Annotated in this window: 18 protein-coding genes; 12 read left to right on the forward strand and 6 right to left on the reverse strand. The window is 72.5% G+C overall.

Annotation, left to right across the window (positions count from 1 at the left end):
• The first annotated feature begins 106 nt into the window (after positions 1–106).
• From JW613_RS14975 to JW613_RS15025, 11 genes are all read left to right on the forward strand, one after another.
• Positions 107–838 carry a lysoplasmalogenase family protein gene (locus JW613_RS14975; RefSeq protein WP_209211310.1) on the forward strand — a complete coding sequence of 244 codons (732 nt, stop codon included), beginning with the start codon at positions 107–109 and terminating at the stop codon, positions 836–838.
• A gap of 112 nt (positions 839–950) precedes the next feature.
• Positions 951–2240 carry a cytochrome P450 family protein gene (locus tag JW613_RS14980; RefSeq protein WP_209211494.1) on the forward strand — a complete coding sequence of 430 codons (1290 nt, stop codon included), beginning with the start codon at positions 951–953 and terminating at the stop codon, positions 2238–2240.
• Positions 2241–2416: 176 nt separating this feature from the next.
• On the forward strand, positions 2417–3493 hold the full coding sequence (locus JW613_RS14985; RefSeq protein ID WP_209211311.1) for a LysM peptidoglycan-binding domain-containing protein: 1077 nt from the start codon (positions 2417–2419) through the stop codon (positions 3491–3493).
• Positions 3494–3649: 156 nt separating this feature from the next.
• Positions 3650–4930 carry a phosphopyruvate hydratase gene (eno, locus tag JW613_RS14990; RefSeq protein ID WP_209211312.1) on the forward strand — a complete coding sequence of 427 codons (1281 nt, stop codon included), beginning with the start codon at positions 3650–3652 and terminating at the stop codon, positions 4928–4930.
• An 82-nt stretch (positions 4931–5012) separates the two neighbouring features.
• A complete protein-coding gene (locus JW613_RS14995) occupies positions 5013–5489 on the forward strand; it encodes an FtsB family cell division protein (protein ID WP_099881701.1) in 477 nt (158 codons plus the stop codon).
• A 54-nt stretch (positions 5490–5543) separates the two neighbouring features.
• Entirely contained in the window at positions 5544–6083 is a 540-nt protein-coding gene (locus tag JW613_RS15000; protein WP_209211313.1) for a DUF501 domain-containing protein, read from the forward strand.
• On the forward strand, positions 6080–7066 hold the full coding sequence (locus JW613_RS15005; RefSeq protein ID WP_209211314.1) for a Ppx/GppA phosphatase family protein: 987 nt from the start codon (positions 6080–6082) through the stop codon (positions 7064–7066). Before JW613_RS15000 ends, JW613_RS15005 begins: the two co-directional genes overlap by 4 nt.
• A 158-nt stretch (positions 7067–7224) precedes the next feature.
• On the forward strand, positions 7225–8427 hold the full coding sequence (locus JW613_RS15010) for a helix-turn-helix domain-containing protein (protein WP_209211315.1): 1203 nt from the start codon (positions 7225–7227) through the stop codon (positions 8425–8427).
• A 94-nt stretch (positions 8428–8521) separates the two neighbouring features.
• Complete coding sequence (locus JW613_RS15015; protein WP_209211316.1) at positions 8522–9022, forward strand: recombinase family protein; 501 nt, start codon at positions 8522–8524, stop codon at positions 9020–9022.
• An 89-nt stretch (positions 9023–9111) separates the two neighbouring features.
• Positions 9112–9252, forward strand: coding sequence for a hypothetical protein (locus JW613_RS15020; RefSeq protein ID WP_209211514.1), 141 nt, complete (start codon positions 9112–9114; stop codon positions 9250–9252).
• A gap of 54 nt (positions 9253–9306) precedes the next feature.
• Positions 9307–10437 (forward strand): methyltransferase domain-containing protein, encoded by a 1131-nt coding sequence (locus tag JW613_RS15025; protein WP_209211495.1) that lies wholly within the window; start codon positions 9307–9309, stop codon positions 10435–10437.
• 45 nt (positions 10438–10482) lie between these two features.
• Here JW613_RS15025 and JW613_RS15030 read toward each other — a convergent pair whose 3' ends face one another.
• Both JW613_RS15030 and JW613_RS15035 read right to left on the reverse strand, forming a co-directional pair.
• Positions 10483–11496, reverse strand: coding sequence for a nucleoside triphosphate pyrophosphohydrolase (locus JW613_RS15030; RefSeq protein ID WP_209211317.1), 1014 nt, complete (start codon positions 11494–11496; stop codon positions 10483–10485).
• A gap of 89 nt (positions 11497–11585) precedes the next feature.
• Positions 11586–12248, reverse strand: coding sequence for a SurA N-terminal domain-containing protein (locus JW613_RS15035; protein ID WP_209211318.1), 663 nt, complete (start codon positions 12246–12248; stop codon positions 11586–11588).
• Positions 12249–12592: 344 nt separating this feature from the next.
• Between JW613_RS15035 and JW613_RS15040 the strand changes: the two genes are divergently transcribed.
• Positions 12593–13855 (forward strand): FUSC family protein, encoded by a 1263-nt coding sequence (locus JW613_RS15040; protein ID WP_209211319.1) that lies wholly within the window; start codon positions 12593–12595, stop codon positions 13853–13855.
• A 185-nt stretch (positions 13856–14040) separates the two neighbouring features.
• On the opposite strand, the gene mfd is transcribed toward JW613_RS15040, so the two are convergent.
• From mfd to JW613_RS15060, 4 genes are all read right to left on the reverse strand, one after another.
• Positions 14041–17601 carry a transcription-repair coupling factor gene (mfd, locus tag JW613_RS15045; RefSeq protein WP_209211320.1) on the reverse strand — a complete coding sequence of 1187 codons (3561 nt, stop codon included), beginning with the start codon at positions 17599–17601 and terminating at the stop codon, positions 14041–14043.
• Positions 17602–17776: 175 nt separating this feature from the next.
• The gene (locus JW613_RS15050; protein ID WP_209211321.1) at positions 17777–18697 is read right to left on the reverse strand and encodes a coiled-coil domain-containing protein; all 921 of its coding nucleotides are present in this window, start codon (positions 18695–18697) and stop codon (positions 17777–17779) included.
• Between the two features lie 90 nt (positions 18698–18787).
• The gene (locus JW613_RS15055; RefSeq protein WP_209211322.1) at positions 18788–19798 is read right to left on the reverse strand and encodes an LCP family protein; all 1011 of its coding nucleotides are present in this window, start codon (positions 19796–19798) and stop codon (positions 18788–18790) included.
• Between the two features lie 185 nt (positions 19799–19983).
• Complete coding sequence (locus JW613_RS15060) at positions 19984–22551, reverse strand: SUKH-4 family immunity protein (RefSeq protein WP_209211323.1); 2568 nt, start codon at positions 22549–22551, stop codon at positions 19984–19986.
• Positions 22552–22556: the final 5 nt, after the last annotated feature.

Here is a 22556-nt window from a genome sequence, read left to right on the forward strand (position 1 = left end):
GAGAGACGCCCCGCTCAAGTGAGAGCCGCAGGACCCCTGGAGCCTCGCACCGGAACCAACCGTACGCAGGGTTGACGGGACTCTACCCACCGGTAACACTGCCCGAATGGCGATCACCAAGGCCACGGGACCGGGCAGCGCGGCCACGAGTGCGAGCAGTGCCACCACGAGCGCGGGCCCCAAGACGGACAGCCCCGGCGGCGAGGCGACGGCCCTCGTCGCGTTCGCCGCGCTGGCCGCCGCCGACCTGTACGCCACCGCGAAGTCCCCGCGGGGCCCGGCACGCGCGGCCAAGCCCCTGCTGATGCCGGCCCTCGCGACGTACGCCCGCCGCAGCGCGCGGCCCGGCCGCCCTCCCGCCGCGCTGCTCGCCGGCCTCGCCTGCGCCACCGCCGGCGACACCGCCCTGCTCTGGGACCGCCACCACCGCGCGCTGCTGACCGGGATGGCCGCCTTCCTCGGCACCCAGCTCAGCTACACCGCGGGTATGACCGCCCGGCTCGGCGCCGTACGCGGGCTGCGTGCCCGCCCCAGGCGCGCCGTCGCGGCCTTCGCCGCGTGGGGGGCCGTCAACGCGGTGCTCGCACCCACGCTGGAGCGCCGGCTGCGACTGCCGGTGGCCGGCTACAGCCTCGCGCTCGCGGCCATGGGTGCCGCGGCGCTCGGGGTGGGCGGCAAGGTCGCCACCGGTGCGGTGTCCTTCATCGCCTCCGACGCGCTGATCGGCCTCCAGGCCGCCGGGCACGAATTCCCCTCCCAGGAGGTGCTGATCATGGCGGGGTATCTGCTGGGCCAGTACCTCATCACGGCAGGCTGGCTGGAGCGCGAACCGTCCTGAGCGCCCGCCGTCGCCGACGCATACCGTCGTAGACGTGCACCACCCGAACGACTCCGACTCCGCTTCCGCCGCCACCCCCGCGCCCGCCCCCGGGTCCGCCTCCGCCCCGCCCATGCCGCCGCTGTTCGACTGGCGGTTCGCGGCGGACCCCTATCCCGCGTACGCCTGGCTGCGCGAGCACGCACCGGTACGCAAGACGCAGCTGCCCAGCGGGGTGGAGGCGTGGCTGGTGACCCGGTACGCCGACGCGCGGCAGGCCCTCGCCGACCCGCGACTGAGCAAGAACCCGCACCACCACGGGGAGCGGGGCGCACACGGCAAGGGCAAGGTCGGCATCCCGGGCGAGCGCAGCGCGAACCTGATGACGCATCTGCTCAACATCGACCCGCCCGACCACACCCGGCTGCGCCGTCTGGTCTCCAAGGCGTTCACCCCGCGCCGGGTCGCCGCCTTCGCGCCCCGGGTGCGGGAGCTCGCGGACGGCCTCATCGACTCCTTCGCGACACGCGGCGAGGCCGACCTGATCCACGAGTACGCCTTTCCGCTGCCGATCTACGCCATCTGCGACATGCTCGGCGTACCGCGCGAGGACCAGGAGGACTTCCGCACCTGGGCGGGCATGATGATCCATCAGCCCGGCAGTCCGCGCGGCGGTGTGGGCCGCGCGGTCAAGCGGATGCGCGGCTATCTCGCCGAGTTGATCCACCGCAAGCGCGCCGAACTGGCCCGCGCCGACGGCCGTGCCGAGGCGGCCCGCGCCGAGGGCGGGGACGCGCTGTTGTCGGGCGACCTGATCTCGGGCCTCATCCGCGCCTCCGACCACGGTGAGCACCTGACCGAGAACGAGGCCGCCGCGATGGCGTTCATCCTGCTGTTCGCCGGGTTCGAGACGACCGTCAACCTGATCGGGAACGGTATGTACGCGCTGCTGCGCCACCCCGGGCAGCGGGCCGTGCTCCAGCAGGCCGTCGCCGAGGGCGACGAGGGGCTGCTCGCCGGTGCCGTGGAGGAACTGCTGCGCTACGACGGCCCCGTCGAGCTGGCGACCTGGCGCTTCGCCACCCGCGAGCTGACCGTCGGCGGACAGCGGGTGCGGGAGGGGGAACCGGTGCTGGTCGTCCTGGCGGCGGCCGACCGCGACCCCGCCAAGTTCACGGACCCCGACGCCTTGGACCTGACCCGGCAGGAGAACCAGCACCTCGGATACGGACACGGTATCCACTACTGCCTGGGCGCGCCGCTCGCCCGGCTGGAGGGACAGACGGCGCTGGCCACACTGCTGCACCGGCTTCCCGATCTGCGGCTGTCCGCCGATCCGGAGGAGTTGCGCTGGCGCGGCGGACTGATCATGCGCGGGCTGCGGAGGCTGCCGGTGGAGTTCACCGCCGCCGACGGCCGGTGACCGGCGTACGTGAGGGCGATGTGACGGCGCATCACTTATGTGACCGTGGCGTGATGTGGACGACATTGGCTTGTGACTGTCGGCGTTCGCAGCTACGTTCGGTCACCGACTTCGGTCATCGACCGTTGTCACCGACTTCGGTCGTCCGCCCGCTTGTCTCCCACGAGAGGTCAACCATGCGCTCCGGGAACGGTCGGCATCGCCGCCCCCGCCAGGCCCCCGCTCTCTTCGTCACCGCCGGGGTCACAGGTGCCGGGATCGCAATTCCGCTGCTCGGCGCCACCGGCGCCCAGGCTGCCGACGCCGGCACCTGGGACCGCGTCGCGGACTGCGAAAGCGGCGGCGCCTGGAGCGCCAACGACTCGAACGGGTACTACGGCGGACTCCAGCTGGACCTGGACACCTGGAAGTACTACGGCGGCACGATCTACGCCGAGCGGCCGGATCTGGCCAGCCGCAGCCAGCAGATAGCCGTCGGCGAGAAGATCCTGGAGGCCGAGGGTCCCCGGGCGTTCCCGCAGTGCGGGGACGACCTGGAGCTGCCCGGGGTGGATCCCGACGCCGAGCAGGACGCGAAGCCGGACGCGACGCCGACTCCTCCCGGGACGCCGTCCCCCTCGCCGTCCCCGTCCGAGGAGAGCGACGCGGCCGACGGGTCCGGCGGAAGCGGCAAGTCGCGGCAGGACGGCGAATCGGACGAGCCCGGAAAGGGCGAGAAGAGCGAAAAGCCCGGCAAGGGCTCTCCGGAGGCGAAGCCGTCGCCGGACGCCGAGCCGAGCGACGACGCGAGCCAGGCGCCGTCGGACAAGCCCTCCGACACACCCGGGGACGGGGCCTCGACGTCGCCGCAGCCGCCGTCGGATGACGGCGGGTCCGACGACGACACCTCCGACTCCGGGTCGTCCGGCTGGTCGGACCTGGGGCCTTCGAGCCCGGACCGGCTCAAGTCCCCCTCCGAGCGGGCCGAGAAGCCGGAGGAGGCCGGGAAGCCTGCCGGGTCCGGCAAGGGCAAGCACCGCGGGCGCCCCGCCGACGACGAGCGCGGCGAGGACCGCGCCTCGCGCGGCGAGGACCGCGACCGGGCCGGAGGCGGCGGCAAGCACCGGGTCACCGTCCAGCCCGGCGACTCCCTCTCCCGGATCGCCGCCGAGCACGACGTCGAGGGCGGCTGGGTCGCGCTCTACGAGCGGAACCGCGAAGTGATCGGCGACGACCCCGACCTCCTCCGCCCCGGCCGGCACCTCACGCTCTGACCCCCGCCTGACCCCCGCCCTCGCGCCGTCGGCGGTGCGGGACGAGGGCCCCGGGACGGGACACCCGGGGAGGAAACGGGACAGCCGCGCGGGTGGGCTGGGTGGGACGGTTAGGCTCGGGGCGGAGAAAGTCGTCCCAGACGAAGGAGAAACCTCGTGCCGTCCATCGACGTCGTCGTAGCCCGCGAGATCCTCGACTCGCGAGGCAACCCCACCGTCGAGGTCGAGGTCGGCCTCGACGACGGCAGCACCGGCCGTGCTGCCGTACCGTCCGGCGCCTCGACCGGCGCCTTCGAGGCGCTCGAACTGCGTGACGGTGACACCGCGCGCTACAAGGGGAAGGGCGTCGAGAAGGCCGTCCTCGCCGTCATCGAGCAGATCGGCCCGGAGCTGGTCGGCTACGACGCCACCGAGCAGCGCCTGATCGACCAGGCGATGTTCGACCTGGACGCCACGGCCGACAAGTCCTCGCTGGGCGCCAACGCCATCCTCGGCGTCTCGCTCGCCGTCGCGCACGCCGCTTCCGAGGCGTCCGACCTGCCGCTGTTCCGCTACCTGGGCGGTCCGAACGCGCACCAGCTGCCGGTGCCGATGATGAACATCCTCAACGGCGGCTCGCACGCGGACTCGAACGTCGACATCCAGGAGTTCATGATCGCGCCGATCGGCGCGGAGTCGTTCTCCGAGGCGCTGCGCTGGGGCGCGGAGGTCTACCACGCGCTCAAGGGCGTGCTCAAGGAGCGCGGTCTGGCCACCGGTCTGGGCGACGAGGGCGGGTTCGCACCGAACCTGGGCTCGAACCGGGAGGCCCTCGACCTGATCATCGAGGCCATCGAGAAGGCCGGTTACAACGCCGGCCAGGACATCGCGCTGGCGCTGGACGTGGCCGCCTCCGAGTTCTACGAGGAGGGCGCCTACGCGTTCGAGGGCCAGAAGCGCTCGGCCGCCGAGATGACCGAGTACTACGAGCAGCTCGTCGCCGACTACCCGCTGGTCTCCATCGAGGACCCGCTGTTCGAGGACGACTGGGCGGGCTGGAAGACCATCACCGACAAGCTGGGCGACAAGGTCCAGCTGGTGGGCGACGACCTGTTCGTCACCAACCCGGAGCGGCTGGCCCGCGGTATCGAGGAGGGCGCCGCCAACGCGCTGCTGGTCAAGGTCAACCAGATCGGCTCGCTGACCGAGACGCTGGACGCGGTGGAGCTGGCGCAGCGCAACGGCTTCAAGTGCATGATGTCGCACCGTTCGGGTGAGACCGAGGACGTGACGATCGCCGACCTGGCCGTCGCGGTCAACTGCGGTCAGATCAAGTCCGGTGCCCCGGCCCGCTCCGAGCGCGTGGCCAAGTACAACCAGCTGCTGCGGATCGAGGAGATCCTGGACGACGCGGCTGTCTACGCCGGTCGTTCGGCCTTCCCGCGCTACAAGCGCTGAGCAGTCGGCCGGCTGACGGTGCCGTACCCGCCTCGGGACCGAGGGGGTACGGCACCGCAGGTATCACCCGCAGGGGAGAGGTATGGGAGCGGACCGGGACCGTTTCTCCACCGCGACGCGCCTGCGCGCCCTCAGCGCCCAGGCCGCCGAGCGGGTGTACCGGGCGCAGGGCAGAACGGTACGCACCCCGCGCAAGGGGCGGCTCACCGGACGTGCCGCGCTGCTCGCCCTGGTGCTGTGCTCCCTCGTCGTGGCGCTCGCCTACCCGACGCGGCAGTACGTCACCCAGCGCTCCGAGATCGCCGACCAGCGCGAGCAGGCCGAGCACGCGCGGGCCGCGGTCGAACGGCTGCGCGAGCAGCGGGCGCGCTGGCAGGACCCCGCGTATGTGGAGCAGCAGGCCCGGAAGCACCTGCACTTCGTACGGCCCGGCGAGACCGGCTACATCATGCGGGACGGCACGGCCGACGTCCGCCGCCCCCGCCCCCACGGGCCCGCCGACCGGGCCTGGTACCAGAACCTGTGGGACGGTGTGGACAGCGCGGACCGGGCCGAATAGGCCCCCGGCCACCCTCCCCCGACGAGACGAAGCGAAGCGACGAGCACCTCACCCATGGACACCCCACCGCCCCGGACCGAGCCGACGCCGCCCACCGACGCGGACATCGCGGCCTTCAAGGAGCAGCTCGGCCGCCCGCCGCGCGGGCTGCGCACCATCGCCCACCGATGCCCCTGCGGGCTGCCCGACGTGGTGGAGACGGCGCCCCGGCTGGAGGACGGTACGCCGTTCCCCACCACCTACTACCTCACCTGCCCCCGCGCCGCCTCCGCCATCGGGACGCTGGAGGCGAACGGCGTGATGAAGGAGATGACGGCCCGGCTGGGCGAGGACCCGGAGCTGGCCGACGCCTACCGGGCCGCGCACGAGGACTATCTGGCGCGCCGTGACGCCATCGAGGAGCTGGTCGGCTTCCCCAGCGCGGGCGGCATGCCCGACCGCGTCAAGTGCCTGCACGTGCTGGTCGCGCACTCGCTGGTCGCCGGCCCCGGCGTCAATCCGCTGGGCGACGAGGCACTGGCGATGCTGCCCGAGTGGTGGCGCAAGGGCCCATGCGTGACGATCCCCCAAGAGACGGCGGAGGGCCGGGCATGACGACGAGCCGGGTGGCCGCGATCGACTGCGGCACCAACTCCATCCGCCTGCTGGTGGCGGATCTCACCGTGTCCGAGAGCGCCTCCGGCGCGGGGGAGGCGGTTGCGCTGACGGATCTGGACCGCCGGATGGAGATCGTCCGGCTGGGGCAGGGTGTGGACCGCACCGGGCGGCTGGCACCCGAGGCGCTGGAGCGGACGTTCGCGGCATGCCGCCGGTACGCCGAGGTCATCGCCTCCTTCGGGGTACCGCCCGAGCGCACCCGCTTCGTCGCCACCTCCGCGTCCCGGGACGCGGAGAACCGGGAGGAGTTCGTCAGCGGCGTGCTGGACATCCTCGGCGTGGAGCCCGAGGTGATCACCGGCGACCAGGAGGCGGACTTCTCCTTCACCGGCGCCACCAAGGAACTGTCCACCGGCACCTTCGCACCGCCCTACCTGGTGGTGGACATCGGCGGCGGCTCCACCGAGTTCGTACTGGGCACCGAGGGCGTCGAGGCAGCCCGCAGCGTCGACATCGGCTGCGTGCGGCTGACCGAGCGCCATCTGACCGTGGACGGCGCACTCACCGAGACCCCGACCGAGGCGCAGGTGGACGCGATCCGCGCCGATGTGTCGGCCGCACTGGACGAGGTGGCCCGCACCGTACCGCTGGAGCGGACCCGCACCCTGGTGGGCCTGGCGGGCACGGTCACCACCCTGGGCGGCATCGCCCTGGACCTGGACGCCTACGACTCGTCCCGCATCCACCACACCCGCATCCCCCGGTCCCGGGTCCGCGAGCTCACCGACCGGCTGCTGACCGCGACCCACGACGAGCGCGCCGCCATCCCGGTCATGCACCCGGGCCGCGTCGACGTCATCAACGCGGGCGCCCTGGTACTGCTGACCATCATGGAGCGGATCGGCGCCGAGGAGGTCGTGGTCAGCGAACACGACATCCTCGACGGCATCGGCTTTTCTTGCGCCTCAGCTGGTCAGTGACCCTGACCAGCAACGACGTGCGCCCTCGGGCCCGGATGGCGGCCCCCGGCCGTTTTCCGCCGGGGGCGCTGCCGTACGCCGTTCGACACGGGCGGCTGCCCGAACGGCCCTACCATCGGAAGTGACGCCACCACGCCCGAACCTGCTGAGGTGCACACGTGAGCGACTGGGCTGATCTGACGACTGGTAAGCGCATCAAGGCTCTTCGAGGCTCCGATCTGACACAGCAGGAACTCGCCGAGGCCGCCGGCGTCTCGTACGCGCTGGTGCAGAAAGCCGAGCAGGACCGCGGCGAACTGTCCGTCGGCTCCCTGCTCAAGCTAGCCGGTGCGCTCCGTACGGATGTTGCCGTGGTCCTCGGCCAGCAAGCACCGCGCCGCGGTATGAGCAGGGACACCAGGGCTGCTGTACGGCGGCTCTCCGACGCGGTGCACGACAGCGCGCTCGGCGGGTGGGAAGGCGTGGCGGAGCCCAGTTCGCTCAGCGAACTGTCGAGGGCGCACGACCACGTGAGTGCCGCTTACTGGCGGGGCTCGTACGGTGAGTTGAGCGAACTCGTCTCCAAGGTGCTGCTCGAAGGCCAGGCACGGTACGCGCACGCCACGGGACACGAGCGTGAGCGTCTGGGTTCGCTCCTCGCAAGCACGTACCAGTTCGCTTCGTCCGCCGCGCTCCTCCTGGGACAGCGTGACCTCTCTTTGAGTGCCCTCACCTCCGCGCGTCAATTGGCGGAGAGTTCCGGCGACGAGGTGTTGAGCGCGCTCATGGAGTCCACGCTGTCATGGATCTATCTGCGGAGCGCACGGGTTCCACGGGCGGTTACGGTTGCTGAGCAGGCAGCACTGCGGATCGAACCCTCATTCAGTCGTGCCGCCCGTCCCCGGTTGCTCGCGTACGGGCGGCTGATGATCTCGGCTGCCGTAGCCGCCTCCCGACGGGGCGATTCCGTATCCGCGGACGACTATCTGTCGCAAGCCCATGCGGCAGCTGCTCGGCTCGGCGGGGACGAAGCGGTGTACGGCACGCATTTCGGCCCCACTGCCGCGAGCACCGAGGCCGTTGGAATCGCTGTGGCACTCGGGAATCACGGAAGGGCGCTGCAACTGGCGGCGCGCACGGAACTGCCCCCCTCCATGCCCAAGCTCGCCCGCAACCGATACAAGCTCGACGTCGCCCTCGCGCAGTGCTCGGCCGGCCTGTACGACAAGGCCGGCGACACACTGGTCGAGGTCGGTCTCGACGCGCCGGAGTGGGTGAGGCATCAGGCGTTGCCGGGCGTCATCGGCCGGCGCATCGCGAAGGTCTCGACGGCGCGCGTTCGACACATCAGCGAATTGATCGGCGTCCCCTTGGTCGCATAACGCCTACCGAGCGTAGGAGTCGGCCCGGAACAAGTTCCGTCGGGCCTACGCTGCATCTCTTCACCATGTGTGATCGGCGCGACACGATCTACTCATGGTCAGCACCGAGCAGGGACGCGAGAGAGGGCCGTCTGCGGCCCGGAGAACCGAGGGTGAGAACAAGCGGCGGCAGGCCCTCGCGGACCACGCGGCCGGTCATGTGCCCGGCGAGGGCCCCGTGCCCACCCGTGCGACGAAGGTCGACCGCTTCCGCGTCGTGATCTACCTGTGCGCGGCGGCGAACTCCGACATCGCGGGGCCGCGCAAGGAGTGCACCGAGTACGCCTCGGCGTTCGGCTGGGAGATCGCGGATGTGGTCGAGGACCGCGTCGGCCTGCTCCCCCCGGAGGGGCGCGAAGGGCTGGCGCGCGCCGTCGAACTGGTCGAGAAGGAGGACGCAGGCGCGGTACTCACGCCCCGGCGCTCGATGATCTCGTCCATTGCGCAGGAGTACGACGAGGTCGCGCGGAGCGTCGAGAAGGTCGGCGGTTTCCTGCACGTCATCGACCCGGTGTTCCGCTGCGAATCGGACGCCCGCTCAGCGGCGCCCGAGTAGGCTCCGCCTCGGCCGCACCCGATGGATCGTCGCTCGGCCGAGGCGGATTTTGAAGCACCACACGAGCACGGCCGATCAGGAGGTACACAGTGGACGCAACTGCGTGGATGTCGCGAGCGGACGGCGGAAATCCGCAGGATGACAGCGACTCCGGCAACAAGCACGGGGGCGGCGGCTCCGACGAGGGGGGCAACACCTCGGACGGCCAGGGACCGGCGGACGGCAAGTAGGTGACCGCTGAAACGCCCAGCGCGGAGGAGGCCGGTCCGGGAAGGCTGGCCTCCGTGCTGCTGGAGAAGGCTGCACTCACGTCGGATTGGATGCCCGCGTTCAAGGCTGTGCCGCGTGATGCGTTCGTGCCCGATCGGTTGTGGCCGGGCACGGCGGGCGGCAACCGGCAGGGCGAGATGATCGACCGGAACACGGACCCGGCGAGGTGGTGGGGGAAGGTCTACAGCGACGTTCCCCTCACGACGCAATGGGACGACGGCGCGCACACCGGCACCGACAAGGGCCGCTCTCCGACCTCGTCCAGCTCCATGCCCAAGATGGTGTTCTCGATGCTCGACGCCCTGAGCGTGGAACACGGTAGCCGGGTGTTGGAGATCGGCACGGGAACGGGCTGGAACGCGGCCCTTCTCGCGTACCGTCTCGGCCCGGGCAACGTCGTGACGGTCGAGGTCGATCCGGCCGTCGCCGAGGAGGCGCGGCGCCGGTTCACCGCATTCGGCCTCGCGCCGTTGTCCGTCGTCGGCGACGGAGCGCAGGGGTACGCGGACGGGGCACCGTACGACCGGATCGTCGCCACGTGCGGGGTCTCCACCGTGCCGTACGCGTGGGTCGAGCAGACCCGGGCAGGGGCCGTGATCGTCGCCCCGTGGGGGCCGCCCTACGGCGGGCAGGCGATCGTGCGGCTCACGGTCGGTGAGGACGGGGTCGCCATGGGCTCGTTCGTGATGTCCTCGGCGTTCATGCGGCTACGTGACCAGCGCGACACGTTCCCGCCGACGAACGCGTTTCCGGGTGCGGGGAGCTGGCCGAGTACGGCGTCCCGGCGCACGACGGCTCTCTCTCCGGATGACATGGGCGCCTGGCATCACATGTTCACGCTCGGAGTGCAGGTGCCGGACATGTTCTGTCGCGTGGAGTGGGGCGAGGACGGTGCCTATCGGCTGTGGCTGCTCGACATGGGCGGCACGTCCTGGGCGACGGCCGACCACGAACCCGGGCGCACCGAGTTCGAGGTCGCCGAGTACGGGCCGCGCCACCTGTGGAGTGAGGCCGAGGCGGTCATGTCCTGGTGGCGCGATCAGGGTGAGCCGCGATTCGAGCGGTACGGGCTCACTGTCACGCCGCACGGTCAATGCGTGTGGCTCGACACCCCGGACAACCCGGTCCCCGTGCGGCTGCCATAAGGCACCGTCACCTCCCGACCACGGGGGGACCAGGCTGAGGCGGTCTCAGGCGTGGTCCGGCGGTTCCGGCTGCGGTTGCGCTCGTTGCTCCCGCTGCTGGATCAGGTCGCGGTACTCGCGGGCGGCGGCGCGCAGCGCCGCTTCCGGGTCGACGCCCTCCCGCTCGGCCTGGGCGGCCAGCGCCAGCAGTGCGTAGCCCACTCCCTCGCCGGGGGACTCCGGCGAGGGGGCGGGGAGACCGGCCGTACGGGCGCGGCCGGCGAGCTTCGCGGCGAGGGAGAGCGCGGGCTGGCCCAGCGGGATGCCCTCGGTCACCGAGGACCGGTCGCTCTTCTCCAGGGCCTTACGGCGCTGCCAGTGCGTCTCGACCTCGGCCGCGGTCTCGGCGACGTCGTCGCCGAAGACGTGCGGGTGACGGTGCACCAGCTTCTCCACCAGGGTGCCGGCCACATCGTCGATGCCGAACGGCTCGTCGGGGTCGTCTTGGGCGATACGGGCGTGGAAGACCACCTGGAGCAGTACGTCGCCGAGTTCCTCGCGCAGTTCGGCGCGGTCGCCGCGTTCGATGGCGTCGATGAGCTCGTAGACCTCCTCGACGCCGTACTTGAGCAGGTCCTCGTGGGTGCGCAGCGCGCTCCACGGGCACTCGCGGCGGATCCGGTCCATCACCTGCACGGCGTCCAGCAGCCGGGCGCCGGGCAGGTCGTAGGAGCCCGGCAGCAGCTCCAGGTCCGGCATGGCCACCCGTCCCGAGCCCGCCAGCCGGGCGAGACCGTCGGTGAGTGCGGGCTCGCCCTCGGCGGTGGCGAGTACGACGACCGACCGGCCGCCGCCTTGAGCGCACTCCTCCACCAGCGCCCGCGCGTCCAGCTCGACGCCTGCCTCCGCCTTGACGCCCGCGTCCCGCACATAGGGCAGCTGCGGATGCGCCGGGTCGGCGCACACCACCCGATCGGCGGTGCGCAGCGCTTCCCAGGCGGGCCAGGACAGCAGTCCGGGCGCCACCCGGTGGGTGGTGGTGAGCAGGACGACACGGCCGGTCTCGGGGATCTCGTTCACCCTACGAACCTAACCCGGACGGCCCTGGGAGCGGCGAGTGCTCCCAGGGCACCGGACGGCCCGAGGGCCCGACGGCATGTGCCGGCCGGCTACATCTGCCGGCCGCGCTCCGCCGCCTCGCCGGTCACATCGCGCAGCCACGGGGTCTTCGCCCCGGTGAGGGTGGAGCGGTCCGCGTCCCAGCTGCCGTAGCGCGGGTTCACATCGATGTTCATGCGCTTGGAGACCTTGGACAGCTCCGCGGTCAGCTGCTGGTTGCCGTTCGGCGACATCGGGTCGATGCCCTTGGCATCGGCGATCTTCTCGACGAGCAGCTGCATGCGGATGCGGTTGTCGATCTCGTCGGGCGCGACGCTCTGCTGCCGCAGCAGCGCCGCCTCCAGCTGCTTGCTGCCGCCCGCCTGCTCCTCCAGCTGCGAGCGGACCCGCTGGACCTCGCGGCGGCTGACACCCACTCCCGCGTCCTCGGCCGCCTGTTCGACGATGCGCTCGCGGATCATCCCGTCGAGCGTCGCCCGGGTCAGCTTGCCGCTCTGCTTGATCATCTGCTCGCCCTGCGGGGCGTCGCGCTGCGCGTCCCGTACGGCGCCGACCCGGGACTGGAGCTGCGCCATGCTGATCCGGTCGCCCTTCACCAGCGCTGCCGCGCCCGGGTGCGCGTCGTTGCCGCACGCGGTGAGCAGCGGTACCGCGGCAACCAGTGCCGCGACGGCGGAAAGGGTGAGCGCGGACCTGCGGTGACGGCTTTCCATGGGGCCTCCCGGCGGCGGCGAGGGTCGCGCGTCCTCGCACGACCTGGCGATGATCGATGGTAGGGAGTCGAACGGGTCCATGACCACCGGTTCGACATCAAATCGACCAACGATTCGGGAGCAGTTGGGTAGCTCTCCCGTTCATCGGTACACGCGGCCGACCCCTCGGCGGTGGTTCGGGGCGCGGCGGGGCCGTCCGGTGTGGTCCGCCGGGCCGGCATGGACCGGGAGGACCGGGTGACCCGGGGCCGATGGAGTCGTCCCGGCCGCCGACCGCACCGCGACCGTCACCCCTACGGCGCTCTTGTGGTGGCACCGGAAGGAAAAGCGGGGAGGGACGCAGGGTGCGTGAAGTCACCGACCCACTGCTGAACCTGGTGCGGCGGCACCGGGAGCCCGTGGTCGCCCAGACGGCCAGGTCGACCATCGCCGCCGTGATCAGCTACGCCGTCGCCCTGCAGCTCAGCAGTGAGGCAGCACCGCTGACCGCGCCGCTCACCGCGCTGCTGGTCACCCAGGTGACCCTCTACACGACGCTGCGCACGGGCATCCGCCGTGTCAACGCGGTCGTGGCCGGGGTGCTGGTCGCCAGCGGCTTCAGCGCACTGGTCGGGCTGACCTGGTGGAGCCTGGGCGTGGTCATCCTCGCCGCGCTCATCATCGGTCGTTTCGTGAAGGCCGGCGAGTTCGTCCCCGAGACGGCGATCAGCGCCATGCTGGTGCTGGGCGTGACCCAGAACCAGGTGGCGCAGATGGCCTGGGACCGGGTGCTGGAGACGCTGATCGGCGCGGTGGTCGGACTCGGGTTCCAGGTGCTGTTCGTCCCACCGGTGTGGGTGCAGCCCGCCGGTGACGCGGTCATCGATCTGGCGGGCCGGATGAACCGGCTGCTGCTGGGACTCGGCGAGGACGTGTGCGGCTTCACCCCGGTCAGCCAGGCCGCCGACCGGCTGCACCAGGCACGCAAACTCGACCACGACATCGTGGAGGTCGATGTCGAGCTGCGGCGCGCCGAGGACAGCCTGCGGCTCAATCCGCGCGTCCGCGAGGGCCTGCTGTCCCGCATCGTCCTGCGCACCGGGCTGGACGCCCTGGAGATCTGCGCCGTCGTGCTGCGCACCACCGCGCGGACAGTGACCGACCTGGCCAAGAAGCGCTTGGACGAGCCGCTGTTCAGCGAGGAGATCGCCGACAGCATGCGGCAGCTGTACGTCCATATGGCCGCCGCGGTGGAGGCGTTCGCCGTACTGATCACCACACCGGTCAGCGCCAGCGCGGAACAGGCCGAGGACCGGCTGGTGCGGGAGCTGGAAGCCAGCCGCGCCAGCCGGGACACCGTCGCCTTCCAGCTCCTCGACAAGGTCCGCGAGCACCCCCGGCAGTGGCAGCTCCACGGCGCGCTGCTCGCCGAGGCCGACCGCCTCCTCGACGAGCTGGACGTGGAGAAGCGCTCCCAGCGCCTGTGGGAGGAGCTGGACCGCCAGTCCCGCGAGCAGCGCGAGCGCAACCCCGTCCTGCGCCGCATCCGCCAGATCCGCAGCCGTGAACGCTCCCACCGGCGCGAGCAGGAGGAGGAGCGCGAGCTGGAGTGGGAGGAGGAGCACTGAGCCGCTGCCCCTACCGGGTGACCACCGAACGACCACTGAACGACGACCGGGTGCGGTGGTCTACCACCGGCGGTGCTCCGACCCGCCCGGGCGGTCAGAACGAGCCGGGCGGGACGTGGGAGGAGGGCGCGTCGTGCGCTGACGCCGCGCTCCGCTGCGGCGGACAGCCCGGCTCGGCCCGCTGCTCAGGCGCCCGGGATCGTGGTGAGGAACTCCCCCACCCAGGCCAGGAGCTCACGGCCCGTCACGGGCTTCGCGCCGAGGGTGGCGGGCTTGGGGCGGGGCACCAGCACCTGGCCGGCGGTCTGCTTGACGACCGAACCCGGGTACAGCCGCTTGAGCCGCAGCTCCTGCGACTCCCGCAACTCGACGGGGCTGAAGCGGACGTTGTTCCCCTGCAGGGTGATGTCCGTGACCCCCGCGGAGCGGGCCAGCATCCGCAGCCCGGCGACCAGCAGCAGGTTCTCCACCGGTTCGGGCAGCGGCCCGTAGCGGTCGGTCAGCTCCTCCCGTACGGCGGTGATGTCCGCCTCCGTGTTGGCGGAGGCGATCGACCGGTAGGCCTGGAGCCGCAGCCGCTCGCCCGGCGCGTAGTCGTGCGGGACGTGCGCGTCGACCGGCAGCTCGATCTTGACCTCCAGCGGGGCCTCCTCGACCTGGCCCGCCTCCCCGGATTCCAGGGCCGCGCGGTAGTCGGCGACCGCCTCACCGACCATCCGGACATACAGGTCGAAGCCGACCCCGGCGATGTGCCCGGACTGCTCGCCGCCCAGCAGGTTGCCGGCGCCGCGGATCTCCAGGTCCTTCATCGCCACATACATACCGGCACCCATCTCGGTGTGCTGGGCGATGGTGGCCAGCCGCTCGTGGGCGGTCTCCGTGAGCGGCTTCTCCGGCGGGTAGAGGAAGTAGGCGTAGCCGCGGTCGCGGCCCCGGCCCACCCGGCCGCGCAGCTGGTGCAGCTGGGACAGCCCGAAGGTGTCTCCGCGCTCGACGATGAGGGTGTTGGAGTTGGAGATGTCGATGCCGTTCTCCACGATCGTCGTGGAGACCAGCACGTCGAACTTCTTCTCCCAGAAGTCGACCACCACCTGCTCCAGCGCCTGCTCGCTCATCTGCCCGTGCGCGGTGGCGATCCGCGCCTCCGGGACGATCTGCCGCAGCCGCGCCGCCGCCCGGTCGATGGACTCGACCCGGTTGTGGATGTAGAAGACCTGCCCCTCGCGCAGCAGCTCGCGGCGGATGGCCGCGCCGATCTGCTTCTCGTCGAACGGGCCGACGAAGGTGAGCACCGGGTGCCGCTCCTCCGGCGGCGTGGTGATCGTGGACATCTCGCGGATGCCGGTGACCGCCATCTCCAGGGTGCGCGGGATCGGCGTCGCGGACATCGTCAGCACGTCCACGTTGGCGCGCAGCTTCTTCAACTGCTCCTTGTGCTCGACGCCGAACCGCTGCTCCTCGTCGACGATGACCAGGCCCAGCTCCTTGAACTTCGTCTCCGAGGAGAAGAGCCGGTGGGTACCGATGACGACGTCGACGGTGCCGTCCCGCAGCCCGTCCAGCGTCGCCCGCGCCTCGGTGTCGGTCTGGAACCGGGAGAGCGCGCGTACGTTGACCGGGAACTGGCCGTACCGCTCGGTGAACGTGGAGAAGTGCTGCTGCACCAGCAGCGTCGTCGGCACCAGGACCGCCACCTGCTTGCCGTCCTGCACCGCCTTGAAGGCGGCCCGCACGGCGATCTCCGTCTTGCCGTAGCCGACGTCGCCGCAGATCAGCCGGTCCATCGGGACGGACTTCTCCATGTCCTCCTTGACCTCGCCGATGGTGGTCAGCTGGTCCGGCGTCTCCGCGTACGGGAACGCGTCCTCCAGCTCCCGCTGCCAGGGGGTGTCCGCGCCGAACGCGTGCCCCGGCGCGGCCATCCGCGCGCTGTAGAGCTTGATCAGGTCGGCGGCGATCTCCTTGACCGCCTTCTTGGCCCGCGCCTTGGTCTTCGTCCAGTCCGCGCCGCCCAGCCGGTGCAAGGTGGGCTGCTCGCCGCCCACGTACTTGGTGATCTGCTCCAGCTGGTCGGTGGGCACGAACAGCCGGTCGCCGGGCTGGCCGCGCTTGGCCGGCGCGTACTCCACCAGCAGATACTCGCGGGTGGCGCCCTGCACCGTGCGCTGCACCATCTCGATGTAGCGGCCCACGCCGTGCTGCTCGTGCACGATGTAGTCGCCCGGCTGGAGTGTCAGCGGGTCGATCTGCTTGCGGCGGCGCGCCGGCATCCGGGTGCCGTCCTTGCCCGCCGCCTTCTGGCCCGACAGATCCGTCTCCGTCAGCACCGCCAGCTTGAGGCCGGGGGCGACGAAACCGTTGTCGAGGGAGCCGCACGCCACGTGCACCAGTGACGGGTCCAGCGTCAGCTCGGGCCCTGCCGGCCTGGCCGGCACCCCCTCGCCGCCCAGCACCTCGACGGTGCGCGCCGCGGGTCCGTGCGCCTCGGTGACGTACACGCACCGCCAGCCGTCGGCCAGCCAGCCCTTGGTGTCGGCGAGCGCACGAGCCGTGTCGCCGCGGTACGACTCGGGGGCGCGCAGGCCCAGCTGAAGGGTGTCCCCGTCGTCCTCCGTCTCGGCGTCCGCGGCGAATTGGCTGACCGTCCACCACATCATGCCCAGCTCGCGGGCGTGCTCGCGCACCTCGGCGATGCCGCGCAGCGAGGCGGCGCCCACGTCGATGGGGGCCTTGGCGCCATCTCCGTCACCCGAACCGGCAGTCGCCGCCCAGGACGCCTGCAGGAACTCCTGGCTGGTGGCCACCAGATCGGCCGCGCGCGTACGCACCCGCTCCGGGTCGCACACCACGGTCATGCTGCCGGCCGGCAGCACGTCCAGCAGCAGCTCCATCTCGTCCACCAGCACCGGCGCCAGGGACTCCATCCCCTCCACCGCGATCCCCTCGGCGATCTTGCCGAGCAGCTCGTGCAGCTCCGGGTGGACCTCCGCCAGCTCCGCCGCGCGCCGCCGGACGTCGTCGGTCAGCAGCAGCTCGCGGCACGGCGGCGCCCACAGCCCGTGCTCCGCGATCTCCAGCGAGCGCTGGTCGGCGACCTTGAAGTAGCGGATCTCCTCCACCTCGTCGCCCCAGAACTCCACCCGGACCGGGTGCTCCTCGGTGGGCGGGAAGACGTCCAGGATGCCGCCGCGGACCGCGAAGTCCCCGCGCTTCTCCACCAGCTCCACGCGTGCGTACGCGGCGGCCGACAGCGCGTCGACCACCTCCTCCAGATCGGCGCTCCGCCCCTGCTTGAGCGAGACGGGCACCAGCTCGCCCAGCCCCTTGACCTGCGGCTGGAGCACGGAGCGGATCGGTGCGACGACGACCGAGACCGGGCCGGTGGCCGGGTCCGACGGGTCCGGGTGCGCCAGCCTGCGCAGCACCGCCAAGCGGCGGCCCACCGTGTCCGAACGGGGACTGAGCCGTTCGTGCGGCAGCGTCTCCCACGAGGGGTACTCGACGATGCCCTCCTCCGGGAGGAGGGAGCGCAGCGCGGCCCCGAGGTCCTCCGCCTCCCGGCCGGTCGCCGTCACCGCCAGCACCGGCCGGGAGGCCGAGCGGGCCAGCGCTGCGACGGCGAAGGGGCGGGCCGCCGCCGGGCCGACGATGTCGACGTGGTGCCGGTTGCCGTCGGCTGCGGCCTGGACGGCCTCCTCCAGCGCGGGGTCCTTGGTGACGGCATCGAGCAGACCGTGCAGGCTCATGAGGGCTTCGCTTTCGGCTTTCCGTCCGGGCGGGCGCGGTGTGTCGTGCTGGGCGCGCACGACGAAGAGCCCGGTTCGCAAGCGAACCGGGACCCTTTCAGGGTACGCCGCACCGGTGACACCGCCCCCGCCCGTCACGGACCGGGAGCTGCGACCGGGTGGGGACGGAGCCCCCTCAGTCCGCCGCTGAGGCTGACTGCTGAGCGGGGACGGCGGGGTCTTCCGGAGTGCGGCCGGTGAGGGCCGCGAGCGAGGACCGGACGTGCGCCATGTGCTGCCGCAGCTCCTCGGCCCGCTCGGCGTGCTCCCGCAGCACCCGTTCGGTCTCCCTCTCGATCCCCTCGGCCCGTACCCGGGCCTGAGCGATCAGCTCGGCGCCGCGCGCCTCCGCGTCCTCCTGCTGGTGCCGTGCCGCCTCCTCGCTCTCCGCGTGCTCCCGCTTGGCGTCGGCCAGGGCGCGCTGGCCGCGCTCCTCCAGCTCGGCGGCGTAGGCCTGGAAGTCGGCCTCCTTCGTGGCCAGCTCCCGCTCGAAGGCGTCCGCCTGGGCGGCCTGCTCCTTCTCCTGTTCGGTGAGGAGCACAGCGCACCTGCGGGACATCTCCTGCAGCGCTTCGGAGGCGTCCTGGCTGATCTTCTCGGCCTGCGCACGCGCCTCGGAGCGCAGCTCGTCAGCACGGTCCTGGGCCGCGTCGAGGGTCCTGGTCGCGGCGGCCTCGGCGTCCGCGCGGCGGCGGGAGGCCGCGTCGCGGGCGGCGTCGCGCACGGCGCGGGCCTCTTCCTCGGCGCGTTCGGTCAGCTGCTGCGCCTCGGACTCGGCCGCGGCCCGTACGTCGGTGGCCTCGGACTCGGCGGTGGCGAGGAGCCCTTGGGCGCGGGGGCCCAGCGCTTCGTAGGTCTGCGGTGGCAGTGCGGCGGCGACACCGCGCAGCCGTTCCGCCTCCTCGGCCAGCTCCTGGGCGAGCTGGGTGAGCTGCGCGGTGCGGTGCCAGGCGGCCTCGCGTTCCGCGTTCAGCTCGGTCACGCGGCCGTCGACCTGTTCGGGCCGGTACCCGCGGCCCCGGACGACAACGAAGCCGTGCGGCGACGACGCACTCATATCGAGCCCCTTATCTCAGCTGTCCCGTCACTCTCTGCGATCCGACGGTCCCGACGCTCACGCAACGGGACCGGCCTGCCCCAGGATGCGCTACTTCACCGGGGTTGCCGTAATCGGCACATCCTGTCGCAACTGATGAAAAAGAGAACGTGACCCGGATGGCTCCCACGCGACCACACTTCCGGCACCCGGCACGCTGAGCCCGGGGTTCGCCACCGGGACGGTCGTAGTACCCCCGTCGCCCTCCGTCAGCCGTCTGATCTTCCAGCCCATTCGTGTGAGTGACAGCGCGGAGCTCCCCTTGTCGACGGTGACCGCGTCCAGGGCGGAGCCGAGGAACGGATAGAACCGGAACGGGTTGCCCACGGTGCCCGGGCCCGTGCCCTCCCGGATGAGAGCGCTCAGCAACTGCCGCTGCCGCTTCACCCGCCCCAGGTCCCCCTCCGGATCGCTGTAGCGGGCCCGTACGAATGCCAGCGCCTGCCTGCCGTCGAGGGTCTGGCAGCCCGCGCGCAGGTCCGCACCCGACTTCTCGTCGCGCAGCGGCTTCTTCAGGCAGATCCGCACGCCGTCCAGGGCGTCGACGACCTGGGTGAAGCCGAGGAAGTCGATCTCCGCGTAGTGGTCGAGGCGCAGCCCGGTCGCCTGTTCGACGGTCCGGGTGAGCAGCTCGGGGCCGCCACGCGCATACGCCGAGTTGATCTTGTCGCGGCCATGGCCCGGGACGGTGACGTACGAATCGCGGGGAATGCTCACCAGATACGGCCCCGCCGCGCCGTAGTGCAGCACCATCACCGTGTCCGTGTTGCGCTGGCCGCCCCCGCCGACGTGCAGCTCCTCGCGCTCCCGGCGGCTGAGATCGGCGCGGGTGTCGGTGCCGATGATCAGCCAGTTGGTGCCCTTGCCCGGGGGCGGGCGGCCCGGATAGTCGGCGAGCGCCTGAGTGTGCCGCACCCGGTCGTCCGCCCACACATAGGTCCCGGCGACCGCCGCGCCGCAGGCCAGGACGAGGACCAGGAGTGCGAGGGCCACCGCCCGCGGCCATCGGCGGCGGCGTCGCGGCCGGCCCGCGCGGTAGAGGGTGCTGCTCTCCCCGTACATGGACCGAGGGTCCCGCACCCGGCCCGCGGCCGCCCGCCACCCTGACCCGTCCGACGGACGCCGCCCCTACCCGGTCCCGGGGTGCGCGGGCGTCGTACGGGACCGGGGGCGGGGGCGGAGCTGTGGCCGGGGCCGGTGTGGCCCCGGCCCGCGGCGGGACCGGGCGCCCGCGAGGGGACGGAAGATCAGAACAGACCGTCCCACATCTGCTCCAGCAGGACCGCCCACCAGTTCTCGGGCGAGGCCAGAGCGGCGGCGTCCAGCGCCGCGAGCTGGGCCTGGAAGTCGACCGTCCACCGGCCGGCCTGCTCCGCCGTCAACCCGAACCGCAGACGCCACATCCGCCCCAGCATGGCCATGCACCGCACGAACTCCGGCAGCCCGGTGTTCACGAACTGCGGCGACGCGGGTTGGCCACCGGGCCCCGCCTCCAGCGGCACGGCGACGATGTTCGCCGTCCCGTACTGCACGCACAGCTGCCGACCGAAGTCCGTCCCCATCACCAGGTAGGACCCCGCGTCGGAAGCGGGCTGCACACCGCGCTCCTGGGCGAGCTCGGCCAGGGTGGGCACCGGGCGGCCTGGCTGGGCCTGGCCCCAGAAGAAGGGGCCCATGTCGATGGGGACGCCCGCCCAGACCAGGGTCTGCGCCACGATGTCGGGCACGCCCTGCCGGGAGACCGCCCGCTGATCGAAGCGGAAGACCCCCTGCGGCCCGAACGCCTGCATGAGCTCCTGCCCGATGGCGTCGGGCGGAATGGGCGGCGCGGGCGGGATCTGACCGGGAGGCGGCAGCGGCACCCGCTGGGGTGCCGGCCGCGCGGGGCCGTCGGCGACCTGGTGCAGCTCGCCCTGGTGCTCGACCAGATGCCGCATCCCCTGCTGCCGGGACGCGTGGTCGGTGCCGTACGAGGCGGTGTGGCTCACCCGCACCTGCGGCCAGGTCTCACGGATCATGCGCGCGCAGTAGCCGCCGGGCAGGTCGCAGGACTCCAGCTCGGTGTGGAGCTCGACGACCTGCTGCGGGGGCACGTTCATCGCCCGCAGCTCGTGCAGCAGCTGCCACTCCGGGTGCGGGGTGCCCGGCGCGGAACGGCGGATGAGCTGCTGCTCGGAGCCGTCGGGCGCGCGGTAGCGCAGGACGGCCATGTAGCCGGGACCGACCGTGGGCTGACCGGGCTGCGGCTGCGGCGCACCGGGCGGCGGCCCGCCGGGGCCCGGCGCCATGGCGGGAGCCGGGGCGCCGGGCGGGGGAGTACCGGGCGCACCGGGCGGCGGAGTGCCGGGCGCTCCAGGTGCACCGGGTGCGCCGGGCGCACCCGGGGGCGCGGGCACGGTGGGGCCGCCGGGGCCGGGGCCGGCCAGCATTGTCGCCGCCTGGTGCACGCCGCCACCGCCCGTACCGCCGGGGGGCGGGGTGGCGGAGTCGCCGGGGGCGTCCGCCTTCGGCTGCTGCCCGCTCTGGTTGATCTGCTCGGCGAGGTCGTCGGCCGAGACCATCTGCGTCGGCACATAGCCGCCGCCCGGCCCACCCGGCGCGCCGGGAGCACCGGGTGATCCCGGTGCTCCGGGAGCACCCGGCGCGGAGGGCGGCGGTGGAGTGCTGTGGCCACCGCCGGAACGGCTTGCGGGGGCCCCGGGGGCTCCGGGGGTGCCGGGAGCACCGGGCGGCGGAGGCACGGAGGGACCCGTACCCCTGGAGGACGGCTGGGCCGGGGTGGAGCCGCGCGCGGCACGGCTGGTGGCGGCGTCCGCGACGTCACCGGAGCCGGGGGTGCCGGGCGCCCCGGGGGCGCCCGGCATCTGGAGACCGCCTTGGGAGGGGTCGGCCAGCATGGTGGCGGCATGGTGCACCCCGCCGCTCCCGGGGCCGGCGCCCGTGTCACCGCCCGTTCCCGTGTCGCCCGTGCCGGGATCACCCGTTCCCGTGTCACCCGCGCCGGGGTCGCCTCCGGGCGCGCCGCCCTGGGAGGGCCCGCCGGAGGGCCGGGCCGGGGAGTGACCGAAGTCGGTGTCCGGACCGTCGAGAGCGGGAGCCACCGTCGTCCTGGGCAGCACACTGCCCTCGGGCAGCAGTTCGGTACGCGCCTCGGAGCCGGGGGGCGGCGGGGTGTCGTCCTCGTCGCTGCCCATCAGCGGCGGCGCGAACACGGTCGCGGGCGGCGCCTGCGCCTCGCCCCTTCCGGCGCCACCGGTGTCGGCGCCGTCCCAGGGGCTGGCCCCGGGCGGGTTCCCGCCCAGCGAGTCCCCGGCGGAGGCGGCGGCAGCAGCCGGGGCGGCAGGGGAGGCCGGCGGCGTGTCCGGCACGGCGGAGCCCGGAGCACCGGGCGCAGCTGTCGGACCGGGCGCACCGGAGGTTTCCGGGCCGTCGGCGCGCCGGTCCGGGATGCCCATCTTGTCGGCCGCCTGCTGCAGCCACTCGGGCGGCGTCAGCAGGAACGAGGTCGCCTCCAGATCGAGCCGCTGCTGGGGCGGCGGAGGTGCCACGGCCGGTTCCTCGCCGTACTCCTCCTCGTAGCGGCGGATGACCTCGCCCACCGGCAGCGCGGGCCACAGCGTCGTCTCGCCGCTGTCGCGGGCGATGACCAGCCGGACGTTGCCGCCGTCCGAGACCGGTCCGCCCTCGCGGTCCTCGGCCCAGGCGACGAAGCCCAGGTCGAACTCGCGCACCAACACCTCACGGTGCTGGTAGCCGGGTACGTCACCGTTGACCCAGCGCTCGGCGCGCTCCTGGGCCTGCGCCAAGGTCACCATCGCGC

This window comes from Streptomyces smyrnaeus (genome assembly GCF_017676345.1).
In the GTDB taxonomy this organism is placed as follows: Bacteria; Actinomycetota; Actinomycetes; order Streptomycetales; family Streptomycetaceae; genus Streptomyces; species Streptomyces smyrnaeus.